The organism is Halocynthiibacter sp. C4, from assembly GCF_028823805.1.
GTDB lineage: Bacteria > Pseudomonadota > Alphaproteobacteria > Rhodobacterales > Rhodobacteraceae > Falsihalocynthiibacter > Falsihalocynthiibacter halioticoli.
Window position 1 is genome coordinate 446571 of record NZ_JAPEIE010000002.1, and the last position, 23030, is coordinate 469600.

Annotated in this window: 19 protein-coding genes and 1 riboswitch; of the genes, 4 read left to right on the top strand and 15 right to left on the bottom strand. The window is 55.8% G+C overall.

All coding sequences use genetic code 11. From position 1 onward, the window contains the following. The first annotated feature begins 7 nt into the window (after positions 1–7). On the top strand, positions 8–934 hold the full coding sequence (locus OU789_RS09260; RefSeq protein WP_274655264.1) for a DMT family transporter: 927 nt from the start codon (positions 8–10) through the stop codon (positions 932–934). A gap of 78 nt (positions 935–1012) precedes the next feature. Next, a complete protein-coding gene (locus OU789_RS09265) occupies positions 1013–1609 on the top strand; it encodes a hypothetical protein (RefSeq protein ID WP_274655266.1) in 597 nt (198 codons plus the stop codon). A gap of 3 nt (positions 1610–1612) precedes the next feature. Here OU789_RS09265 and glmM read toward each other — a convergent pair whose 3' ends face one another. From glmM to OU789_RS09310, 9 genes are all read right to left on the bottom strand, one after another. Further along, entirely contained in the window at positions 1613–2968 is a 1356-nt protein-coding gene (glmM, locus tag OU789_RS09270; RefSeq protein ID WP_263953283.1) for a phosphoglucosamine mutase, read from the bottom strand. 11 nt (positions 2969–2979) lie between these two features. Further along, complete coding sequence (gene folP, locus OU789_RS09275) at positions 2980–3981, bottom strand: dihydropteroate synthase (RefSeq protein ID WP_274655267.1); 1002 nt, start codon at positions 3979–3981, stop codon at positions 2980–2982. Next, positions 3978–4796, bottom strand: a complete 819-nt coding sequence (locus OU789_RS09280) for a dihydroneopterin aldolase (RefSeq protein WP_274655269.1) — start codon at positions 4794–4796, stop codon at positions 3978–3980. Before OU789_RS09280 ends, folP begins: the two co-directional genes overlap by 4 nt. Before the next feature lie 60 nt (positions 4797–4856). Next, on the bottom strand, positions 4857–5597 hold the full coding sequence (locus OU789_RS09285) for a cell wall hydrolase (RefSeq protein WP_274655271.1): 741 nt from the start codon (positions 5595–5597) through the stop codon (positions 4857–4859). Between the two features lie 221 nt (positions 5598–5818). Continuing rightward, on the bottom strand, positions 5819–8389 hold the full coding sequence (gene ppdK / locus OU789_RS09290) for a pyruvate, phosphate dikinase (RefSeq protein WP_446719171.1): 2571 nt from the start codon (positions 8387–8389) through the stop codon (positions 5819–5821). Between the two features lie 128 nt (positions 8390–8517). Next, positions 8518–10623: a glycine--tRNA ligase subunit beta gene (gene glyS / locus OU789_RS09295; protein ID WP_274655273.1), complete on the bottom strand. Its 2106-nt coding sequence runs from the start codon at positions 10621–10623 to the stop codon at positions 8518–8520. Positions 10624–10632: 9 nt separating this feature from the next. Next, positions 10633–11844, bottom strand: coding sequence for a sodium/glutamate symporter (gene gltS / locus OU789_RS09300; protein WP_274655275.1), 1212 nt, complete (start codon positions 11842–11844; stop codon positions 10633–10635). Positions 11845–11854: 10 nt separating this feature from the next. Continuing rightward, positions 11855–12382: a DUF6446 family protein gene (locus OU789_RS09305; RefSeq protein ID WP_274655277.1), complete on the bottom strand. Its 528-nt coding sequence runs from the start codon at positions 12380–12382 to the stop codon at positions 11855–11857. Continuing rightward, a complete protein-coding gene (locus OU789_RS09310; protein ID WP_263952694.1) occupies positions 12379–13323 on the bottom strand; it encodes a glycine--tRNA ligase subunit alpha in 945 nt (314 codons plus the stop codon). The genes OU789_RS09305 and OU789_RS09310 overlap by 4 nt, the downstream gene beginning before the upstream one ends. A 142-nt stretch (positions 13324–13465) precedes the next feature. Between OU789_RS09310 and OU789_RS09315 the strand changes: the two genes are divergently transcribed. After that, positions 13466–15232, top strand: coding sequence for a serine protease (locus OU789_RS09315; RefSeq protein WP_274655280.1), 1767 nt, complete (start codon positions 13466–13468; stop codon positions 15230–15232). A gap of 100 nt (positions 15233–15332) precedes the next feature. Here OU789_RS09315 and OU789_RS09320 read toward each other — a convergent pair whose 3' ends face one another. From OU789_RS09320 to metZ, 3 genes are all read right to left on the bottom strand, one after another. Next, on the bottom strand, positions 15333–16778 hold the full coding sequence (locus tag OU789_RS09320; protein ID WP_263952692.1) for a TrkH family potassium uptake protein: 1446 nt from the start codon (positions 16776–16778) through the stop codon (positions 15333–15335). Positions 16779–16881: 103 nt separating this feature from the next. Continuing rightward, complete coding sequence (gene folE2 / locus OU789_RS09325; protein ID WP_263952691.1) at positions 16882–17979, bottom strand: GTP cyclohydrolase FolE2; 1098 nt, start codon at positions 17977–17979, stop codon at positions 16882–16884. A 75-nt stretch (positions 17980–18054) separates the two neighbouring features. Beyond that, positions 18055–19236, bottom strand: a complete 1182-nt coding sequence (gene metZ, locus OU789_RS09330) for an O-succinylhomoserine sulfhydrylase (RefSeq protein WP_274655282.1) — start codon at positions 19234–19236, stop codon at positions 18055–18057. An 83-nt stretch (positions 19237–19319) separates the two neighbouring features. Further along, positions 19320–19398: riboswitch (SAM riboswitch) on the bottom strand. A gap of 133 nt (positions 19399–19531) precedes the next feature. Here metZ and OU789_RS09335 point away from each other — a divergent pair. Continuing rightward, positions 19532–20239 carry a glutathione S-transferase N-terminal domain-containing protein gene (locus OU789_RS09335; protein ID WP_274655284.1) on the top strand — a complete coding sequence of 236 codons (708 nt, stop codon included), beginning with the start codon at positions 19532–19534 and terminating at the stop codon, positions 20237–20239. Positions 20240–20281: 42 nt separating this feature from the next. Here OU789_RS09335 and OU789_RS09340 read toward each other — a convergent pair whose 3' ends face one another. From OU789_RS09340 to ftsY, 3 genes are read right to left on the bottom strand one after another with little or no spacing between them, the layout of a single operon-like run. Continuing rightward, positions 20282–20890: an inner membrane-spanning protein YciB gene (locus OU789_RS09340; RefSeq protein ID WP_263952688.1), complete on the bottom strand. Its 609-nt coding sequence runs from the start codon at positions 20888–20890 to the stop codon at positions 20282–20284. 4 nt (positions 20891–20894) lie between these two features. After that, positions 20895–21797 carry an EamA family transporter gene (locus tag OU789_RS09345; protein ID WP_274655287.1) on the bottom strand — a complete coding sequence of 301 codons (903 nt, stop codon included), beginning with the start codon at positions 21795–21797 and terminating at the stop codon, positions 20895–20897. Continuing rightward, positions 21794–22990, bottom strand: a complete 1197-nt coding sequence (ftsY, locus tag OU789_RS09350; RefSeq protein WP_274655289.1) for a signal recognition particle-docking protein FtsY — start codon at positions 22988–22990, stop codon at positions 21794–21796. The genes OU789_RS09345 and ftsY overlap by 4 nt, the downstream gene beginning before the upstream one ends. Positions 22991–23030: the final 40 nt, after the last annotated feature.

A 23030-nucleotide genomic window follows, 5' to 3' on the forward strand; every position in this document is an offset into this window, starting at 1 on the left:
AGCGCCCATGGGCCCGAATGTCCGCCCAGTTGACTGGCTGATGATTTTTCTGCTCGGGATGACCTGGGGCGGAACTTTTCTGGTGCAGTCCCTCGCCTTGCGCGGCATATCCCCGTTCTGGCTCGCATCAGCGCGTATCGGATTTGCGGCACTCTTTTTGGCCGGGATCTGGTCCCTGCGTGGATTTCGATTGTTTGAAGTCCGTCCCAGCCTTCGCGACATTCTAAAACTTTTGCTTGTTGGCATCTGCTCAACTGCGCTCCCCTTCATGCTTCTAAGCTGGGGGCAACAATATGTGGCTTCCGGCTTTGCGGGGGTCTCGATGGCGGCTGTCGGGCTTCTTGTTCTACCGCTTGCGCATTTTCTGGTCCCGCATGAACGGCTTAACCTCCGGAAGTTTCTTGGCTTCCTGATCGGTTTTTTCGGAGTTGTCGTGCTTATAGGCTTTCAAGCCTTCGAAAGCTCGGGCAACCCATTGGAAACCGCAGGTCGCATAGCTTGCCTTACCGCTTCGGCCGGATATGCGATAAGCTCCGTAACAATGCGCAACCTTCCAAAGGTCGACCCCATCGGGCTTGCCGCGATGACCATGTTGATCGGAACCTGTGTTGTTGTACCAACAGCCTTCGTGGTTGAGGGCCCCGTCCCGAAAACAGATGCGACGACACTCGGTCTGCTACTATTGCTCGCGCTCGTTCCCACTGCTGGCGCAAACCTGCTCCGTGTGCTGGTAATCCGCAGTGCTGGCCCCGGCTTTATGAGCCTTACGGCCTATCAGGTTCCTGTCTGGGCTGTGATCTTTGGTTCGGTTTTCTTGAACGAGCCGCTTCCGGCGAGCCTTGTTATCGCACTTGCACTGATCTTGTCAGGTGTGGCCATAAGCCAATGGGGTACGTTACGGCGCATGTTCTCACCAACGTCGCGCCGTTCTTAAGGGGGCGAAACACCCGCCCTTTTCGCGATTTTCCGGAAATATGGTATGCTGCCTGCATTTAGTAAGGGAGTATCGAGTATGGACCGACGCGATTTTTCTAAGGGCCTTTTGCTTTCCGGAGTGGCCGCTCCAATGATTTTGCAGCCCTCCCCGTCCCACAGCTTCATAGCAAACAACGATAAAGGGCACCAAGGCGAAGGCGGCGTTGATCAATCCCTTGCGCGCATCCAACTTCAAATCGGTACTTCGATTATCGTACTTACATATTTGATTATGCTGCTGGGCAACTCGCCGTTCGGGTACAATCTCGGGTCTCCGGTAAAGCGGTTTTCGGCCAACCGTGCGGATACGTCAAATGTCCCTATCCTTGGCGATCTCACCCGCCAAACACTCGCCAGCCAATTTAGAAACGCTCCGGTTGTGGCAACGATGTATTTGATCAACACGATGCTCATTCTGGTCCCCTTGGCCGCAAGTATGCAACGTCCGAAAAAGACACTGCTAACCCATCGCGACTATGAGTATGAGGTTCCGGGACGGCCCAAACCGCTCTCGCTCAGCACGCCAATCATTGGAGAGTCGTTCCGCCGCAGCGATGCCATCGGAACAGCGCGCCAGCGCAACAGCGAACTGCTTATTCTGATTAAACCGCACCTCGCAATGGAAGGTAGCTAGGCCCTAGGCATCCGCCTTCACAACCTGATCAACCGCGCCGACGATATCTTCGATCACCGATTGCAGGAGCCCTTCGTCCTCGCCTTCGCCCATCACACGAATGAGCGGCTCTGTGCCAGATTTCCGAATAAGCAAACGGCCGGTTCCTGCGAGTTTTCCGTGTCCGGCCTCTATCACTTTTTGAACATTTCCGTTCATCAAAGGATCATTTTCGGCCTTAAACCTTACATTTTTCAACATTTGCGGGATTGGCGCGAAGTTTTGTGTGAGCGCGCTTGCGCTTTGTCCGGTCTGAGCCATTTCTGCAAGGAATTGAAGCCCTGCAATCAGGCCGTCGCCCGTGGTTGCGTGATCTGTCATGACAATATGGCCCGACTGCTCACCGCCAAGGTTGTAACCGCCCTGCCGCATTGCCTCGACCACGTAGCGGTCACCCACATTAGTGCGTAGAAGCGTCAGCCCCTTCCCTTCAAGGAAACGCTCAAGGCCGAGGTTTGACATAACCGTTGCCACAAGCGTATTGCCTGCAAGCTTACCCTCGCTCGCCCAACGCGCCGCAAGAAGCGCCATGATCTGATCCCCGTCGGCAACCTGTCCGGTCTCGTCAATGATCATCACACGGTCGGCATCGCCATCGAGGCAAATACCAAGGTCTGCGCCATGGCTTACCACGGCTTCGCTTGCGGTTTGGGTGCTGGTCGAGCCACAGTTTTCGTTGATGTTGAAACCGTTGGGCGCAACGCCAACTGGCACCACATCAGCACCCAGCTCCCACAAAACTTCCGGCGCCGCACGATAGGCTGCTCCGTTGGCGCAATCGATCACAACCTTAAGGCCGGACAGTAACCCACGCGCGGGAAAGGTCGTTTTCGCATATTCGACGTAGCGGCCAACAGCATCGTCAATTCGTTTGGCACGGCCGATATTGGCTGGCTTCGCAGGTGTGATCTCTCCGGCAAGAAGTTCCTCAATCGCAGATTGCGCCGTATCAGACAGCTTGTAACCATCCGGACCAAAGAACTTGATGCCGTTATCAGAATGCGGATTGTGGCTGGCCGAAATCATGATCCCCAAGTCCGCGCGCATGGAGCGCGTTAGAAACCCGACCGCCGGCGTAGGCACAGGCCCCATGAGCAGAACGTCCATGCCCGTACTCGTTAAGCCAGCAGTCAGCGCATTCTCCAGCATATATCCCGAAAGCCGTGTATCCTTGCCGATCACAACGCGGTGGCGGTTTTGCCCGTCTTTGCGGAAATAACGCCCCGCAGCAGCGCCGAGTTTAAGCGCGACCTCAGCGGTCATTGGATATGTATTTGCCTGCCCCCGCACGCCGTCCGTGCCAAAAATACTGCCCATAATTGTGGGTCCTTCTACAAATATGCCGCCGCCCAAAGGCTCATGGCCTCGTTAACTTCTTTGGTATCATGAACGCGATGCATCTGAACACCCTGCATCACCGCCCCAAGCGTTACACCAATCGTTCCGGCAACGCGCTCCGAAGCGACCTCGGCACCTGAGAGCGTTCCGATAAACTTTTTGCGCGAAACGCCCAGCAGGATTGCGCAACCTAGCCCGTGAAATAGGCTGATGTTACGCAAAAGTGCGAGGTTATGGTCAAGCGTCTTACCAAACCCGATGCCCGGATCAACGAGAATGCGGTCGCGCGAAATGCCTGCGGCTTCGGCCTTGGCCACGCGTTCCGACAAAGCGTCGTAAACATCCAGAACCACATTCTGATAGGTCGGATCGTTTTGCATCGTCTCGGGCGACCCTTGCGCATGCATCAGGCACACAGGCGCATCCGTTGCCGCAACATAGCCTGCCATTGCCTTGTCATAGCCAAACGCAGACACGTCATTCACCAGCCCCGCCCCTGCAGCGAGCGCGGCCTCTGCCACCGCAGATTTTCGGGTATCAATGGAAATTGGTGCGCTCATCGCCCCGCGAATTGCCGAAATGACAGGAACAACCCTCGAAATTTCATCCTCGATAGAAACCGTTTCGGCGCCCGGTCTTGTCGACTCTCCACCAATATCAAGGATATCCGCCCCTTGCTTCACCATCGCCGAAGCGCGGGCCACAACGGAATCAACACTGTCAAACTGCCCACCGTCTGAAAAACTATCGGGCGTGATATTGAGAATGCCCATCACACTCGGGCGCGCTATTTCAATGCCACAGATCGGCGCGCGCGGCGCGGTTAATCGGCGCAGCTTGTCGTCAGGCACTTCGCTTGTGGAAATCACTCGTGGCGCAGTGTTGCGCTCTAACACTTCCACATGGGTGAACCATGTCCAGCCCCCCGCGAGCACGTGGGCCTCTTTCGGACGATTTGCGCCACCCTGGCAGATTGGGCGATAATATCGAGTCATTGTTCGGCGACCTCGCCCTCAAGAACACCTGAAATCCACCGTGCAAGCGATTGGGTTGTAAGAGTTTTGGGAGGCGTCGGGCTATCGAGGATTTGCTTCATCGGCGCCCAGATATTCACCTGCCCTTGCGCGATGCCCCATTCGACCTCGGTGCGGCTGCTGACAACAGTCACGTCAGCTTGTCCAGCCGCCCAAATCCAAGCTGCTTGATCCCAAGCAAAAAGCGCGATGCGCCGCGCAGCCTCTTCTCCCACCTCGGCTTCCGGCAACGGCGCATTCGCGGGCGGCACCAACAAGATCGGTTGACCAGGATAGTGACGGCGCACTGCATCAAGATCGCATCCAGCGACAGCAATAACCGGTTTTGCTCGTGTTTCAGCCTTTTCGGAGCGCGCGCCACCAGCCTCGCGCACAATTTCGACGCCCAGAACGCCAGCGGGCTTGTCGAGTTTTTCAATCCGAAGATACACACGCTCGGCCTGCGGCTCTCGGAGAATCCGCTCTGCAATGTCTTGAGCCAGTGTTTCGAGAAGGTTTACCCGCTGCGCAGCAAGGGCTTCGGCAATCGCTTCGGTAAGCCGGTCATAAGAAAGGATGCGGTCCACATCATCCTCAAGGGGCTGCGGAACATCAGCAACCTCAACCACCACATTAAACGACAGCCGTTGCTCTATGCCCCGCTCAACCTCAAAGGCTCCGATTTCAACAGTAACAATATGATCCCGCAGCGAAATCCGGTCGGCTTTGCCATCAGGCCGATGCGCGCGGGATCGGGCCTCGGGATGAGCGAATGCAACAGAAATTTCGTCAGACATGGCGACCCCCGTGTTGGTGGGCCGTCCTTATCAGGCTTCCGACCACCTAGGCCAGAGGTTTTAGCTGCGCGAGGCGCCTGGCTGGCGATAGAAATGATGCGCCCCATAGGTCGCCGTCCGCGGGAATTTACGCGCCCAACGCGGATTTACCGCCTTAGTATGATAGTGCGTAGCGCCTTTGGTCAGGCCGAATGGCGCTGTCCCTGTCAAAATCGCAGCGGCTACTTTACCGACCCGCTCATGCGCCTTGGGTTCGTTTATCTTCTCTGCGCGGCCATCACAGGTGTAGGTGAACTGGCATTGGAATTTCTTCCCTGTCCCTTGATTCACCACTTCGCAGATCGAGTTGGGATAGAGCGGGCTTGCCACGCGATTGAGGATAACCTCGGCCACGGCAAACTGCCCTTTTACGCTCTCACCACGCGCTTCAAAGTAAAGTGCCTGCGTGAGACATTCCCAGCCCTCATTTCCTTCAACAAACTGTTGACTGGCGAGCCAATCGCGCGAATACTCAAACGAAGACTCGCCGGATGTATTCGCGGAAAGATTGAAGGGATTCGAGCGAGCGACGGAAGTCGGCTTTAGGGCTTCCCGTTCGGAGGAAATGAGAGCAGACAGCCAGCTGTCCATCTCCATTTGAAACTCTGCGGAGCCTTTGGTTCCGGTTACCGACTCGGCCTCTGGCGGAGTCGCGAAGAAACCTGCGCCGAGGACAGAAAAAAGAGCAAAACTTTGACGCAAAAGCGCCTTAGACCTGCGCAGCGTTTTGCTGGGCAAGCCAACCAATTTAACATTTAACATTACACACCTTTTCTCAACCCACGTCCGTGGATCAGCAGCCCCCAGGCCGCGATCGAGGGGTGAACTATGTCAAAAACTTGGCAATGTCCACCCTCGTGACATTTTGGCAACAAGGATCGGCGGAAGGTTGCATTGTCTACGGTTCAAGAACAATCTTGGCCGCGAAAAAGACAATCGGAAATTTTAATTTAAATTGAACGATTTACCTTAAAAACTTGAGGTTATTCGGGTTTCGGGTCTGCAATTGCAAGCTGTGCAGAAGCCAGTCGCGCAACGGGAACGCGATATGGCGAGCAAGACACATAGTCGAACCCTGCCTTACGACAAAACGAGATAGATTCCGGATTTCCGCCGTGTTCGCCACAAAGCGACAACATGATTCCCTCTCGGGCGTCACGGGCGCGATCGGCACCAATCATAAGCAACTCCCCGACCCCGTCCGTATCCAACACATGGAACGGATCTTCGGAAAACACACCCTGCTGTACATAGTCCGACATGAAGCGCCCTGCGTCGTCTCGCGAGAGGCCGTAGGTCATCTGGGTGAGGTCGTTGGTACCGAAACTAAGGAAGGCGGCATTCTGGGCGATGTCACCGGCGCGAAGTGCCGCGCGCGGGGTTTCAACCATCACACCAAGCCGGAAGGTAAACTCGACACCAGTCGCAAACCGAACGGCCGACGCAACCGCATCAATGCGGGTTTTCACAAGCTCGGCCTCGCGTTGGGCCGAGACCAGCGGGATCATGATTTCAGGCACGACAGGATCGCCATGCTTGCTGGCTTCGACTGCGGCCTCAAAGATCGCTTGGGCCTGCATGTCGTAAATCTCGGGCAAGGTAATCCCGAGCCGCACGCCGCGCAGGCCGAGCATCGGGTTGAACTCTTTGAGGTTGGCGATGCGGCGCGTCACGTCAGACAGAGGCAGATCAAGCGACTCGGCCAGTTCACGCATCCCCTCGCGAGTTGACGGCAAAAACTCGTGCAACGGCGGATCAAACAGGCGGATGCAAACGGGCTGCCCCTGCATGATTTTGAACAGCTCGATAAAATCGGCGCGCTGCATTGGAAGAAGCTGATCAAGAGAGGCGCGCCGGTCTTCTGGCTGCTTTGCAAAGATCATTTCGCGCATGACGGTCAGGCGGTCGTCCTCAAAGAACATATGCTCCGTACGGCAGAGCCCGATCCCTTGCGCCTCAAACCGCCGCGCCGTAAGCGCATCTGTCGGCGTATCCGCATTGGCCCGCACACCGATGTCGCGGAACTCATCAGCCCATTCAAGCAACGTCGTAAAGGCACCATCAAGACTTGCGTCCAACATCTTCGCCGCACCCGCAAGCGCCTCGCCGGTTGTGCCATCAATGGTGATGATATCGCCCTCGGTAAAGAAGCGGCCATCCGGTAGCTTCAAAATCTTGTCGCGGTGATTGATCGAAATCCCGTGCGCGCCAACGATACATGGCACACCAAGCCCCCGCGCGATCACGGCAGCATGACTTGTCATCCCGCCTTTCTCGGTCATCACGGCAACAGAAGCGTGCATGCCCCGAATGTCCTCTGGTGCTGTTTCGCGGCGCACAAGGATACAATCGTCTCCTTGAGCCAAGGAAGCTTGTGCGGCGGTAGCAGAAAACACGATTTTGCCCGTCGCCCCACCTGGCGACGCACCGATGCCGCTTGCGATAATATCGCGTTCGGCTTCTGGATCGACCTGCGGGTGGAGCATTTCTGTAAGGGCGCGCGGATCAATCCGAAGCACCGCCTCTTCGCGGCTGATGATACCGTCTTCGGCCAAGGACACAGCAATCGCGACCGCTGCTGCCGATGTCCGAGACACGCGAACAGCATCAAGGATAACCAGTTCACCGTTTTCGATGGTGAACTCAATTTGCATCTCGTCGCGAAGGCGCTCGCGGCCAAGCTTGCCGAAACGCACAAGCGCTTCAAACTGTTCAGGCAGGATTTCGGCCAGCGACGTGCCGCGCGGGTCTTTGTTCAGGAATATCGCCTCGCTCTTTGCCCCGAGCGCATCGCGCCCCTGACTTTGGCTTTTGTAACGGCCCGTAATTTGTGGTTCGCCCGTTGTTCCGTTGACGAATTGGATCACGCCTGAACCGCTCTCGCCCGAACCAATCCCCATCGCCATCTGCTGCACCACAAGGCCGAGCCCTGCATCTTCGGGCGCGCCCTTCGCCTGACGTAATAGCCGCGCTGTCGTCCCTGCCCATGCGCGCGCCATGGAGCGCAACACTTCACCAAGCTGACGCGCTGGATCTTGCGGGAATTGCTCGTCGGTTTCGTCTTCATAGGCCCGCAATGCTGTTGCGAGCGCCTTTGACAGGTCGGGATCATCCGCGCAAGGCGTCAGGATCGGTGCATCAAACATATCAGGATCAAGCCGCGCCACATGTACTGCATAGGCTTGGATGAAGCGCAAATAGAGAGCGTTGGCCGTTGCCGGCCCTTCGGTCTCGCACAGCGCAGCATGGCGCGCGTCGTTCATACCGATATTCAGAATTGCACGCGGACCACCCCAATCGGGATCTTCCGAGCTTGGCCGCACCGAAATCAGCGCATCTTCACCAAATTCCGCAATCATCGCCGCCGTGTTGGGCGGATACCCCGCCGCAATGGCCTGCACCTTATCAAACGGCAAGGCAATCGTGCGCGGAACCGGCATATCAAGCCGAACCAAGCGTTGCAGGCATTTCGCCCGCCCGCCGTGCTGCCCCACGTGAATGCGCGCAGTGGGCGTTATCTCGGTATAAGTCGCAATATCCGTGTGTTTCTGCACCGCAGCACTCCTTTGCCACAGACAATACCCGATGCGGCGTTTCTGGCAAGGCTTGGTGTGCTTATCGGCAAAGGTATCATTGCCCCGCGCCTAGGGGGCAACAATGTTATTTCTAACGGTTGTCGCGCTTAACTCTCGACCTTGGACAAGTCCGCGACAGAGAGACACAGGGTACGAATACGGCTCAGAAGGTTGAGGCGGTTGCGGCGCACCACTTGGCTGTCGGCATTAACCTGTACAGCTTCGAAGAACGCATCAATCGGCGCGCGCAGGCTTGCCATCGCGCCCATGGCAGCAACGAAATCCTCTTTCTCCATCGCAGGAGCAATGTCTTTTTCTGCCGCGTCCAGAGCCGCAAAGAGCGCGCGCTCTTCGTCGGTCTCGGCGTATTTCACATCCGCGCCATAGCTATACTCAACGCCATCCTTCTCTTCGGCTTGCGCAAGAATATTGGCCGCGCGCTTAAACCCTTGAAGCAGGTTTTCACCATCGTCGGTCTTAAGGAAGTCCGAAAGCGCCGTTGCGCGTTTAACCAAGAGCGACAGATCGTCATTACCTGGCATCGCAAGGCAAGCATCGATCACATCAAAGCGGATGCCCTGATCCTTGAGATAGGTTTTCAGGCGATCATGGAAGAAGGAGAGAAGGTTTGCGTTCACCGCAGACACTTCTTGCTCAGAGGCCTCCGCGACGGCATCGTTCACTGCGGCAAATGCGGGTTCAAAGGCGTTTGCGCCAGCCAGATTTATCCGCACATCATTCTCGAGAACCAACCGGATCACACCCAATGCCGCACGGCGCAGGGCGAACGGGTCTTTCGATCCTGTTGGCTTCTCGTCAATCGCCCAAAACCCTGTAAGCGTGTCGAGTTTATCGGCCATAGCAACGGCAACGGATACGGGCTCGGTCGGCACCGTGTCAGACGGGCCAAGCGGGCTGTAATGCGCTTCGCAGGCGGCGGCAACGGCCTTTGGAAGGCCAGCAGCTTCGGCGTAGTAACGGCCCATAAGCCCCTGTAGTTCGGGGAATTCATAAACCATTTCGCTTGAAAGATCGGCCTTTGCCACGCGTGCGGCCTGCTCTGCCTGATCTGCATCTGCGCCAACCACGGGCGCGATTTCACGCGCGAGTTGGGCGATGCGCTCAATCCGTGCGGTCTGGCTTCCGAGTTTGTTGTGGAAGGTCACGTTCTCAAGCGCTTTGGTCCACTGCGAAATGTCCGTTTTCGCAACGCGCAGATCGTTCTCCCAGAAGAATTTCGCATCCGAAAGGCGCGCAAACAGAACCTTCTGGTTCCCTGCAAGGATAGTCGCGCCATTATCAGCGGTTTCACGGTTGGCAACGGTCACGAATTTTACAATGCGGCCCGATTTCGGATCCCGCACAGAGAAAAACTTTTGGTGCTCTTTCATGCTGGTCTGAAGCACTTCGGGCGGCAGTTCGAGGAAATCCTCAGCAATGTCTCCCATCAGTACAACAGGCCATTCAACCAGCCCTGCAACCTCGGCCAAAAGGCCCTTATCCTCTACAACTTCAAGCCCCTGCGCGAAGGCGGCATTGGTGGCGTCCGCCCAGATATGCTCGGCGCGTTCTTCAGCAGAAAGTACGACTTTGGCTGCCTTGAGTTTCACAACGTAGTCGTCAAAACCAGTGACTTTGATCGCATCGGGCGCCATGAAGCGGTGGCCGCGCGTTTCGTCGCCTGCCGCGATGCCATCAACCTCAAGCGGGACAACGGTTGCCCCTGCTTCATCCGAAAGAACGCAAAGGATCGAATGCAGCGGCCGCACCCATTTCAGGCTGCCTGCGCCCCAACGCATGGACTTCGGCCACGGGAACTTGCGGATGGTTGCCTCAAGCACTTCGGCAATGATCTCCGCAGCGGGGCGGCCCGGCTTCTTGATCGTAGCGTAATACACTTGCCCTTTTTTGTCGTCGCGGATTTCAAGGTCATCCTTGCTCACGCCTGCGCCGCGCAGGAACCCTTCGAGCGCTTTTTCCGGCGCACCGACCTTGGGACCCTTGCGTTCTTCAACGGTGTCGGGGCTTTCGGCAAGCAACCCTTCAACGGAAAGCGCAAGACGGCGTGGAGTCGAGAATGCACCCGCCGAGGCATAGGTCAGCCCAGCCTCGACCAACCCATCGGTAACGAGTTTCTTCAGGTCCGCCGCCGCGCGCGTTTGCATACGGGCCGGGATTTCTTCGGAAAAGAGTTCAATCAGGAGATCAGGCATGAAAAGTCCCTAGAAGTTCACGATTGTCTGTATGACGATCGCATTGGCTATATCTACGAAAAATGCCGACACAAGCGGCAAAACGACAAAGGCGATAGGCGATGGGCCGTAACGTTTGGTTACGGCGGTCATGTTGGCAATTGCCGTTGGCGTTGCTCCGAGCGAAAAGCCCGCGAAACCCGATGCCAATACGGCAGCTCGATAGCCGCGGCCGAGCACAGGGAACAACACAAAGATCACGAACAGAACCGTCACTACGGCCTGAACAGCAATTGTTGCAAAGACAGGCCCGCCCAGCCCCGCCAAAGCAGCGAGGTCCAGCGTCATCAGCGAAATTGCAAGGAATACGCCCAGCGCAAAATCAGTTACAACGGCAAGCGTTGGCGTGCGCGACACTGCTGGAACCTTTGGAAACAAGATGCTGTGAAGGTTGCCCAGCACAATCCCCATAATTAGGCATGGCACGAACAGAGGCAGCATCAAGCCCCAATCAAGCAGCGTCTCATGCAGAAGAAATCCGCCAATTATCGCCAGATTAAGCACAAGGAGTGTTCGCATCAGGCTGATATGGGTGATCGGCTCTGGATGGGCGTCATCCTCGTATACTGCGCCAACGGTATTCTCTGCATTTGGGTGTGAAGAATGGAGATCGTAGCGGTTCACAAGGAACTTCGCCACTGGACCACCAACAAGCGCAGCCAAGACCAGACCCACCGTCGCCACGGTGACGCCCAGCTCTGCAGCAGAGTCCATTCCCGTAATCCGCGTGACTTCCGGCGCCCAAGCAATGGCCGTGCCGTGCCCGCCAATCAAGGACGCAGATCCAAGCAACACGCCAGCCTGCGCCGGCATATCGAACAACACAGCGCCCGCCACACCGATGATATCCTGTATGACAATGATCGCGAGCGTAAGGATCATCAGCAAAGCAAGAGGCTTGCCGCCGGTCACCAGATCAGACAACCGCGCATTCAGGCCAATGCCGGTAAAGAACACCACGAGAAAAACGTCCCGCGACTCCATCATGAACACAATCGAGGAGTTCGTAAGATAGCTGAAAAGCCCAAACAGAACCGCAGCCAACAACCCGCCGGTGACTGGCTCTGGAATGTTGAACTCGCGCAGAAAGGCGACCTTCCGCGTCAGCCGCGCACCAAGCAGAAATACCGCGAACCCAAGGGTCGCGGTGATAAATTCCGGTATGGTGTGAACGTGTTCCATCGTTGCTTTGTTACTCTGACGGGTTCGGAGGGCAAGACGCGGGCAACGGGTCTCCGTTGAACGCATATTCGCCACAGGTGTTTATCTGGTGCCACGCATAGGCGCGTCCATCGTCATAGACCGCAATGACACGATCAATGCCGTAAATGATGTTTTCCTCGCCAAGATACGCCGTCGCGGTTCCGGCCTTGATCGCTGTGCCCAGCGCTTTTGCGTCAAAGCAGCTAAACCAGTCCGGCGCCACAAGTGGCTCTGCGGCTGGGTATCCCTTAAAGGTTTCGGTCATCATGGCATTGGACATTGGCGTTGTGAAACACGCACGGAACCGGATCGGGGAGCTATCGGAATCGATGCCTTCAAAACCGGCAATCAACATTGGCTCCGGCTCGCCCGTCACGATATTGGTGATGCGGATTTCGGCGTCAGGGGAACTGGCCTCTACCTCGGTGTAGAAACCGTAAACCTGAAAGTAATACATCGCCGCGCCTGCGGCCAAAGCTGCAATCACGATAACACCCGCCAGTAGTTTCCCGATCATTCAGCCGCCCAGCCGCCAGCTTCGGTCTGCACGAAGGCATCCGCGCAAGCCTTTGATAACGCACGCACACGACCGATATAGGCTTGGCGCTCTGTTACAGAGATCACACCGCGCGCATCGAGGAGGTTAAAGAGATGGCTCGCCTTGATCGCCTGATCGTAAGCAGGATGCGCCATGATAATGCGCTTGCCTGTTTTGGGATCAACGGCTTCTTGCTCAAGGATGGCCTTGCACTCGGCTTCGGCATCAAGGAAATGCTGCAATAGGTTATCTGTGTTGGCCACGTCAAAATTCCAACGGCTGTATTCCTGCTCTGTTTGGCGGAACACATCACCATAGGTGAGCGCAATCGGTGCGTCTGGATCGTTGTAGGGCATATCCATTACGTGATCGACACCCAGCACATACATCGCCAGCCGCTCAAGCCCATAGGTCAACTCACCAGAAACAGGCTGGCAATCATGGCCGCCCACTTGTTGGAAATAGGTGAACTGGCTTACTTCCATGCCGTCGCACCAAACTTCCCAGCCAAGGCCCCACGCGCCAAGTGTCGGGCTTTCCCAGTCATCCTCGACAAAGCGGATGTCGTGCATGTCCATGTTGATGCCGATTGCCTCAAGCGATCCGAGGTAAAGCTCCTGCAATTCGGGCGGGCTTGGTTTGATCAACACCTGATACTGGTAGTAATGCTGAAGGCGGTTCGGGTTCTCGCCATAGCGCCCGTCGGTTGGACGGCGCGAGGGCTGCACATAGGCTGCGGCCCACGCTTTGCTTCCAAGCGAACGCAGGGTTGTTGCGGGGTGGAAGGTCCCTGCCCCGACTTCCATGTCATAAGGCTGCATCACAGCACAGCCCTTCTCAGCCCAATAGGCTTGCAGACGCAGGATGATCTCCTGAAAACTACGTGGCGTGTTTCTTTCTTGCGACAGAACGGAAGTCATATTTGGCCCTTCGTAAAAAACTAGTTCCAAATAGGCCGCTCAGCTTACAGGGTCAATTGCTTGCACTTGCATTATTAAGGCGCAACACGCAAAACATGCTAAAAAACGCCAATTGAACAGATTGATAGGAATTTCGACCGCCATGCGCATCCTTCGGCATTATTTGACCCTCTTCCTTTTCGTGCTTCTTCCGTTTTCTTTTGCGCTGTCTGCGCAGACCGCCAATGCACAACAAGCTTCTTGGATCCAGATTGAAGCACACCCCTCCCTGAACGAGGCTCAGGTCCGTGCGCAGGCGTTTGCCGGTGCGTTTGATAACGTAAACGGGTTTCGCTCCAACTCGGGTTGGTATGTCATTGCGCTCGGCCCCTATGATGCCGTGACCGCTGAAAACGAACTGCAACGCCTTGCCGTTGAAAATCTTATTCCCGCCGACAGCTATCTCGTAAAGAGCGACCGGTTCACGCAACAATACTGGCCGATTGGCGCGAACCGACTGGACGATACCGTTGTGGCGCTCCCAGTTCCGGAAAGCAGCCTGACCGAAACCGATCCTGTCACCTCGCTCACCTACCTTCCCGACGAAACGCCACGCGAAGCGCGTGCGTCCGAGCGCCTTCTGTCACGCGAAGCCAAGATGGAGCTTCAGCGCGCGATGCAATGGGAAGGGTTCTATAACGCGGCAATCGACGGTGATTTCGGCCGCGGCACCCGCAATGCAATGGCACTTTACCAACGCGCAAAGGGATATGACGAGACAGGCATCCTCACCACGCGCCAACGCGCCGAACTGCTTGAGAACTACAACGCGATCCTGAGCAGCCTAGGCATGGAAGCCTATACCGACACAAAAGCGGGCATCACCATCCGTCTACCGATGGCGATGGTAGAGTTTGATGGATATGAGGCACCATTTGCCCATTTCACGCCCACAACAGATGATGGCGTTCGCGTCTCTCTCATCTCGCAGTACGGCGATCAGGCAACGCTCTTTGGTCTTTACGAAATCATGCAAACGCTTGAAATCGTGCCGTTGAACGGTGAGCGCGAGCGCAACCAAAACAACTTCACCCTCACAGGTGAAAACAATGACATCAGCTCTTATACATACGCCACGCTCGCGGGCGGCACGATCAAGGGCTTTACCCTTGTTTGGCCCGCCGGAGACAATAAGCGGATGGAACGGGTCGTTTCATCGATGCGCGCGAGCTTTACCCCGAATGACAGCATCGCACTTGATGATATGGCCAGCGATGGCGATGCGCCCCAAAGTGTCGATCTCCTCGCAGGGCTGGAAATCCGTAAACCCAAGAGCGCGCGCTCAGGGTTTTATCTGGATGGCAGCGGACACATCCTCACAACAACAGAAGCCGTCGCTCAGTGCAGCAAAATTACCGTTGAAGACGGCATCGAAGCCACAGTTGCCTTTAGCGACGAAGCGCTTGGAATTTCCGTTCTGAAGCCGCAAGAGCCTGTTGCGCCAATTGCTTACGCACAATTCGCCGAAGCCGCCCCGCGCCTCAACTCTGATGTTGCTGTTGCAGGTTTCTCTTTCGGCGGAGCGCTGGACGCGCCAACACTGACATTCGGCAAACTCTCGGATGTAAAAGGTCTTAACGGCGAGCCAAACCTCCAGCGCCTCGCCATGTCGCCGCTTCCTGGTGATGCGGGTGGCCCTGTGGTCAACGCTGCGGGTTCTGTGATCGGGATGCTTCAACCGAATGAAGCCCGTGACGGCCGCAGCTTGCCAAACAGCGTAAGCTTCTCTTCGGCGAGTGACGCAATTACCGAAGCCTTGCGCGCCAATGGCATCAAAGTTTCAAAAGCCAATGGCGAAACTGCGCTGCATCCACTGGATCTTACAACGATTGCCTCTGACATGACCGTATTGGTGGCATGCTGGGAGTAATGCCAAATAGGCAATTCTAATATCGAAAGGCGCGGCTTTGGTCGCGCCTTTTTTGTTGGTGGTTCCGCTTAGGGTGTTGGTATCAGGCGGGGTGTTGGTATCAGGCGCGCCAGAACTTGACAGTGAAGATGACGAACACCGCCATAATCTCGAGCCGACCGAGCAGCATCCCTCCGACAAGCAACCATTTCGGTGTGTCGTCAAGCGAGCCGAAATTTCCTGCCGGTCCAATGATATCGCCAAGCCCAGGACCGACATTGGCGATCGCCGTGGCCGCACCAGAAACAGAGGTTACAAAGTCGAGGCCCGTGAGCGCGAGCAAAACCGCCAGAACGCCCAGACTCACGATGAAAAACACAAAGAAGCTCATCACCGACGCCAAAACATCTTCGCCCACGGTGCGCCCATCGTAGCGCGGCATAAACACGCCGCTCGGTGAGTGGATCTTGCGAATTTGCGCGCGGATCGAGGCAAACAAAAGCTGATAGCGGAAGATCTTGACCGAACAACAAGTTGACCCCGCGCAGCCCCCGATCAGCCCCATAAAGAAGAAAATAACAACCGGAAACGCGCCCCAAGTTTGATAATCGACACTGGCGTATCCGGTGCCCGACAGGATCGAACTGGTGTTAAACACGATCTCGCGGAAGGGCATGTTGTCTACGGTGCTGGTAAACAGGTGATAGAACGACAAAATCGCAACCAGCCCGAAGATAACAAGTAAAAACGCCCTGATTTGTGTGTCTCGCCAGATCGGCATCGCTGTACCGCTGATGAGCTGAACATAGCGCACGAACGGCAAACTGGCCAAAATCATGAATACCGACGCAATATATTCCGCCGGACCGGAAAACGCCCCGAACGAGGCGTCATGGGTTGAGAAGCCTCCCGTTGAAAGGGTCGTCAGCGCATGGTTGAGCGCGTCAAAGGGCGTCATGCCGACCGCAACATAACTAAGAAAACAAGCGAGCGTCAGCCCCACATAGATCGCCATAATCCGCGAGGCAATCTCCGCCGCACGCGGCAGGATTTTACCCAATGTGTCAAAAGCTTCGGAGCGGAAAATCTGCATACCACCAACCCGAAGCTCAGGTAGAAACACCATGGCCACAACGATGATACCCACCCCACCAAACCACTGAAGCATGCTGCGCCACAGCAGCAATCCGCGCGGAAGTTGGTCAAGGCCGGAAAACACGGTGGAACCTGTTGTTGTGAGGCCGGATGTTGCCTCAAAAAACGCATCAACATACCGCGCCTCGGTTGCACCAAAATAAAACGGCAACGCGCCAAAGATCGGCAAGGCAACCCAAACACCGGTTGTGAGCAAAAAGGTCTGTTGAATCGAAAGCCCGCGCTGAACCCCGTTTACGCAGGCCAGCGCGATCAATCCGCCTGTCAGGCCGGTAATCACTGCGGACTCAAGGAAAACAGGCCAGTGTCCGTTGCCGTCATACATATCAAGGGCCATCGGGCCGAGCATCGTAAACGCAAGAGCCGTAACCAAAAGACCAATGACATAGCCGACAGGGCGAAGATCAAACATGCGCAACGCTTGGCTTTTCAACCCGCCCCTGTCAAGCATCCCGCGCGAAATCCGCAGGCATGGCGACTGGATACAACAGTTGCGTTGCCCATGCGCCCGCGCGCTAACCAACGTGGAACAACGTAGAAAACAGTTTCGGATCGATGCTTTCGGTGGAAAATGTCTCGCCCTCGGTCAAGATGCTAACCGCATCGTGGCTATGAAGGCTTTCCTGATGACTGGCGACGATCCGATAATCCAGAATACGGGAATCGCCCTGCAATTGTTCGCTAAAGAGCCGCGCGGCGTCTTCAACGAAAATCGGATTGGCAGCATTCAGTTCCGCGAAGGCCTGCTCGTCCTCGCGTTTGACCATGACCTGCGTTTCGGTCGGCACGGCGGTGCGGCACAGGTCGATTATATCCTCAAACCAAAGCCGCGGCTCGCTCGGGTTCACCAGCACGGAAACACGCGCAACGGACCGCTGCGAATGCGGCGTGGCAAGCTGGTGACGCACCTGTCGCGCATGCTCGGAAAGCTCTAAGGAACACGGGCACGTTGAGGAATAGACATAGTCTAAATGTATGATTTTCTTGATATCTCCGGCAACGGAGACAAGCTCAAGCGCGAGGTCATAATATTGATACCCCTCCAGCTTTGACCGCAGGCTCTTGCGTTTCACAGGGAAGGAAAACCGCATCTGAATACGGGCGTCAAAACTCTCTAGGTCGGCTTTATAATCGGCGAGCGCGGCCTCGATTACGTCAAAGCTGAACACCCGCTCGGCATGCTTGTAAAATGTGCGCATAATGCGCGACATGTTGATGCCCTTTTTACCTGCATCTAGGCTGACCGTCCCCGTGACAGACGTTTCAATCGCAAGATCACCGCCCGCACGCGCCTGAAATCTGATCGGCAAGCGAAAGTTGGAGATGCCCACATGCTGGATCTGACGACGAGCGCCTCGGATCAGGCTCTCGGGGCCATTCTGAAGGTCTGGAAGTGTGGCGCGATAGGCTTCATCAGCCGTAAACTCATCGGGGTAAGCCCTTGCCAAAGCGGGATAATTCTCAAGAGCCCGTTCGGGGAGCAACCGAGCAATCGCCGGATCAAGCTCGGCAATTTCTGTGGGCGTTGCCGCCTCGGCCCAAGCGCGCAGCACGGCAAGTGCATCTTCTGCGTCTTGGCGTATCTGGCTTGCGTTCGCCTCTGTCTTTTTCATCTGATGGCCCTCTTCGCGCGTGACCAACATATAGGACGAACGGCGCGGGAAAACCAACCCCGCGCCGCTCTCTATTCAAACTGCGTCGAGTGCCTGCAGAATATCGTTGAGCAAATCCTGCGTATCTTCGATGCCGACACTGATCCGCACAAGGCCTGGCGTGATGCCGAGCAACTCTTTCTGATCTTCTGGCAAACGCTGATGGGTAGTTGTTGCCGGATGTGTCACGATGCTCTTTGCATCCCCCAAGTTATTGGAAATAATGCAAATCTCCAATGCATTAAGGAATGTAAACGCCGCTTCCTGACCGCCCTTGAGGTCGATCGAAAGTACAGTGCCACCCTTTTCAAACTGCGCCTTGGCAATCGCTTGGTGCGGGTGGCTCGCAAGGAATGGGAACAACACACGCTTAAGTTTGTCATGGCCTTCAAGCGCCTCAGCAATAGCCTGCGCCGAAGCGGCCTGCGCGCGCACGCGAAGGTCAAGCGTTTCAAGCCCCTTCAGCATCACCCAAGCGTTGAACGGGCTCATGGAACCGCCAGTGTGCTTCATGTAAGCCTCAAGCGGGCCGCGGATGAATTCTTCGCGCCCGAGCACAACGCCGCCAAGGCAACGGCCCTGACCGTCGATATGTTTGGTGGTGGAGTACACGACCACATCCGCACCAAGCTCCAGAGCACGCGAGAACACAGGTGTGGCAAACACATTGTCGACCACAACCAGCGCATCGTTCTCATGCGCAATCTCAGAAACCGATTTCAAATCAACAACTTCAAGTGTTGGGTTCGACACTGACTCAAGGAACACAACCGCCGTATCAGGACGGATCGCCGCGCGCCATTGCTCGATGTCGGCACCATCGACAAAGGTGATTTCAACGCCAAAACGTGCAAGGATTTCTTCGAGAATATAGAGACAGGACCCAAAGAGCGCGCGCGCAGAAACAACGTGATCGCCAGCCTTGAGAACCGACATGAGCGCGCCGTTTACTGCGGCCATACCGCTTGCTGTTGCGAAGGCGTCCTCCGCCCCCTCAATTGCCGCGATGCGATCTTCGAACATCCGCACGGTCGGGTTGCCGTAGCGGGCGTAAATAAACTCGTCTTCGCCTGTCTCGATAAACCGCGCTTCTGCGGCTTCAGCGGTGTCATAGACAAAGCCTTGCGTCAAAAAGATCGACTCGGAAACTTCGCCGTATTGGCTGCGTCGGCTTCCCGAATGCACCATCTTGGTGCGGGCGTTCCAGTCTTTGCTCATCGTCTTAACCTTTGTTAATGCGCATTCCATGTTCTCGACGTCCGGTCGCCAAAAACAAAAAAACCCCACCGCAAAAGAAGCGAGGGGTCACGTCCCAAACCTCTTTAGCGGCATATTTAATGTGGCCCGCAATCCGGAGAACAAATCGCCACGGGCCAATCCATAGGCCGCAGCCGCACAAAGGTCAACCGAAACCGCGCAAACACGGCGCTGACATTTTTTCGTGAAGCGCCGCGGAGCCCCTTGTCATGCAGGGCTGATCTGCAATTATCCCGAAAAACCAGAAGGACATCCCGTGACACAACCGATCGAACTCTATTACTGGCCAACACCGAATGGCTGGAAAATCTCCATTGCGCTTGAGGAGATGGAACTTCCCTACAATCTGAACCTCGTCAATATCGGTGCCGGAGAGCAATTTGAGCCCGATTTCCTTAAAATCGCGCCGAACAACCGGATGCCGGCCATTATTGATCCAGACGGACCAGATGGCGCTCCGATCTCTGTTTTTGAAAGCGGCGCAATTCTTCAGTACCTTGCGCGCAAGACCGGCAAATTCGGCGGCTCCAATGAGCGTGAAACTGTTGCTGTTACGGAATGGCTGATGTGGCAAATGGGTGGGCTCGGCCCGATGGCTGGGCAAGCGCATCATTTCCTGAAATATGCTCCGGCAATGGATCCGCCTAACGACCTGCCATATGCCAAAGATCGCTATCGCAATGAAACAGGTCGTCTTTATGGCGTGTTGAACAAGCGCCTAGCCGACAACGAATTTGTTGCCGGTGATTTCTATTCGATTGCAGATATGGCGATTTGGGGTTGGGCGAGCCTGTGGGAAGGTCAACAACAAACCCTTGATGACAAGCCGCATTTGGCGCGCTGGCTCGAAACTGTTGGCAACCGGCCCGGTGTGAAGCGCGGACGTGCGCTTGCTGCGGAACAGCGGGGAGACTTCAAGAAAGACAAAGCCGCACAAGAATTGCTTTTCAAGCAAAAAGGTTAGTGGTTTCGGGCCGGAAGCACGCAGCATCTGGCCCGATAACTCTTAGGATTCTGCTTCATCCTCGGGAACGGCATAGGTTTGCATCAGCTTGCCTTGCGACATGAAGAACAAGAACACCGCTGCCGTCAGGCCGAAGGTTTTGAAATTCACCCAAGCATCCGTACTCATCAGCCGCCAAACAAGCTCGTTCGCAATAGCAAGACCAAGGAAGAACAGCGCAAGCCGCTTTGTCAGGATCATCCACCCTTCGGGCTGTAGCGGCATGACCTCTTCCATCACAAGCTGTAGGTAGCTTTGGCCGCGCAAAAGTCCAATTCCAAGCAACCCACCAAAGAGCAAATAGATCATCGTCGGCTTCATTTTGAAGAACCGCTCGTCGTTAAGCCAAACTGACAGCCCCCCGAAAATCACGACAAGCACCGCCGTCATCAGCTGCATTTTTGACAGCTTTCCGGTGAGCTTCCACATGATCGCGGTGGTCAATAGGATCAGCGGTATGAACAACGCAGTGGCCACAATGAACCCCTCGTACTCCACACCACCGATGGTAAACACCCGTTCCTTAACGCGCCCGTAGAACACGAAGAACAGGATCACCGGCCCTAGCTCCAGCGCGAGTTTCAAAAACGGGTTGATCTTTTTTTCTTCCATGTACCTATCCGTTAAATTCCACCATAACCGCGCCAATCGCGATTAGAGCCATCAAAACGAGCCGCCTTGGCCCAACCTTTTCTCCCAGTACAAGCCAGCCAATCAGGGCCGCAAATACCGTAGATGTTTCGCGCAGGACCGCCGCTTCGCCCACGTTATCAAGCCGCGTTGCCAGCATTATAGAGCCGAAGCTGAAATAGGCCACAAAGGCCCCGATCAAGCCCCGCCGCATGAGCGGTTTGAGGGCTGGCTTATTCTCCATCTTGCGATAGCGGTAATAGGCATAGGGCGGAATTGCCAGACCATCGATAAAGAAAAACCAAGCCAAAAAGGTGAAAGGATTAGCCGTCGCGCGAATACCGTATGCATCGTAAGTGGTATACAAAGCCACGAAAAATCCTGTCCCGACTGCCATAATTAGCGCTGGAACGAGCGTGTCGCGGTTTGTCTCTAGGAACATCAGGTTATAAAGCGCCAACCCGAAAATCCCTGAAAGCAATACCGCCACGCCGAGCCATTGTCCGCCCGTAAAAGTCTCGCCAAAAACAATGCCTGCTCCGATAACCGCAAACAAAGGCCCTGTGCCGCGCACGACCGGATAAACCACCGTATAAGCACCAAGCACGTATGTTTGGGCCTGCATCACCTTGTAGCCCACGTGTATCACAAAGGCGCCTGCGAATATCGGCCACATATGAGGCTCGGGCCACGGTACAACAAAGAACGCAAATGGCGCGGCGATTAAACCATAGTGAAAATCAATTGCGCCACGACTTAACCACGGATCGTGCTCGCCCTTTTGTAGCGCGCCGAAAATCGCATGCAGAAAAGCAGCCAAAAGCGCAAGGCCAAGCGCAACGTTATGCCCCGTTGCTGTACCCTCGATCGAGGTAATCCAATCGCTCAAGCGTCGGTCCCTGTGAGCGCTTTGGCAAATTCTTCAGGGTCAAAGGCATCAAGATCGTCGATTTGCTCGCCCACGCCAATAGCATGGATCGGCAATCCGAAACGATCAGCCAGCGCGACAAGAACGCCACCCTTCGCCGTACCGTCAAGCTTGGTCATCACAAGGCCGGAGACATCGGCAAGTTTTTGGAAGGTGTCGACTTGGTTGAGCGCGTTCTGCCCCGTTGTGGCGTCCAGAACCAACAGCGTGTTATGCGGCGCTGACGGGTCTTTCTTGCGGATCACGCGCACGATTTTTGCGAGTTCTTCCATAAGGTCAGCGCGATTTTGCAGACGGCCAGCAGTATCGATCATCAAGAGGTCTGCGCCATCTTCCTCGGCCTTGGTCATCGCATCAAACGCGAGGCTGGCAGGGTCTGATCCTTCGGGAGCGGTCAGCACAGGCACATTGGCGCGTTCGCCCCAAACCTGAAGTTGCTCAACCGCTGCAGCACGGAAGGTATCCCCCGCCGCGATCACCACGTTTTTGCCCGCCGCGCGGAATTGGCTTGCGAGTTTGCCGATGGTTGTTGTTTTGCCGGAACCGTTGACACCCACCACCAGAACAACCTGCGGCTTCTTGGGGTAGATTGGCAAAGGTTTGGCCACCGGCTCCATGATCCTCGTGATCTCGCTGGCCAGCAACTCTTTGATTTCACGGCTGGAAAGCTTTTTTCCAAAGCGTCCCTCTGCCATATTTGCCGTAACACGCAGCGCCGTATCTACGCCCATATCGGCAGAGATCAGAAGCTCCTCAAGGCTCTCCAACATTTCGTCATCAAGCTCGCGGCGCGGCTCATTCGCTGGTGCGCTGCGCCCAAACAACCTCCCGACAAGGCCAGGCTTTTCTGGCGCGGGTGCGGGTTCTGGTGTTGGCGTGGCGGCAGGTTTGGAAATGGGCTTGGGCGTTGGCTCAACAGAGGGCTCGGGCTCGGGTGCTGCCTCTGGCTCCTGAGTTGGTTCAGGCTCTGGTGTGGGTACAGGTGCGGCCCTCTCAACCGGCTCTGGCGCGTGCTCTGGCTGTGCCTCAACCGGAGCGGCATCCTCGATCGCAGGAACTTCATCGGCCCCTTCGCTCACAATCGCGTCCAACCCTTCGTCAATCTTAGACGAAGATTTTGTTAACTTGTTTTTGAGCTTCTTGAAAAACGACATAAACCTGCCCTGTATTGACCCTTTCCACCTAATCCACCTG

Bases quoted from the DNA above. Each gene is read 5' to 3' on its own strand.
- OU789_RS09280 (WP_274655269.1), bottom strand. From the start codon at position 4,796: ATGTCTGACGAAATTTCTGTTGCATTCGCTCATCCCGAGGCCCGATCC.
- gltS (WP_274655275.1), bottom strand. From the start codon at position 11,844: ATGGAACACGTTCACACCATACCGGAATTTATCACCGCGACCCTTGGG.
- OU789_RS09265 (WP_274655266.1), top strand. From the start codon at position 1,013: ATGGACCGACGCGATTTTTCTAAGGGCCTTTTGCTTTCCGGAGTGGCC.
- OU789_RS09310 (WP_263952694.1), bottom strand. From the start codon at position 13,323: ATGACTTCCGTTCTGTCGCAAGAAAGAAACACGCCACGTAGTTTTCAG.
- folE2 (WP_263952691.1), bottom strand. From the start codon at position 17,979: ATGAAAAAGACAGAGGCGAACGCAAGCCAGATACGCCAAGACGCAGAA.
- OU789_RS09320 (WP_263952692.1), bottom strand. From the start codon at position 16,778: ATGTTTGATCTTCGCCCTGTCGGCTATGTCATTGGTCTTTTGGTTACG.
- folP (WP_274655267.1), bottom strand. From the start codon at position 3,981: ATGACTCGATATTATCGCCCAATCTGCCAGGGTGGCGCAAATCGTCCG.
- OU789_RS09305 (WP_274655277.1), bottom strand. From the start codon at position 12,382: ATGATCGGGAAACTACTGGCGGGTGTTATCGTGATTGCAGCTTTGGCC.
- OU789_RS09260 (WP_274655264.1), top strand. From the start codon at position 8: ATGGGCCCGAATGTCCGCCCAGTTGACTGGCTGATGATTTTTCTGCTC.
- OU789_RS09315 (WP_274655280.1), top strand. From the start codon at position 13,466: ATGCGCATCCTTCGGCATTATTTGACCCTCTTCCTTTTCGTGCTTCTT.
- ftsY (WP_274655289.1), bottom strand. From the start codon at position 22,990: ATGTCGTTTTTCAAGAAGCTCAAAAACAAGTTAACAAAATCTTCGTCT.
- glyS (WP_274655273.1), bottom strand. From the start codon at position 10,623: ATGCCTGATCTCCTGATTGAACTCTTTTCCGAAGAAATCCCGGCCCGT.
- OU789_RS09340 (WP_263952688.1), bottom strand. From the start codon at position 20,890: ATGGAAGAAAAAAAGATCAACCCGTTTTTGAAACTCGCGCTGGAGCTA.
- OU789_RS09285 (WP_274655271.1), bottom strand. From the start codon at position 5,597: ATGTTAAATGTTAAATTGGTTGGCTTGCCCAGCAAAACGCTGCGCAGG.
- metZ (WP_274655282.1), bottom strand. From the start codon at position 19,236: ATGAGCAAAGACTGGAACGCCCGCACCAAGATGGTGCATTCGGGAAGC.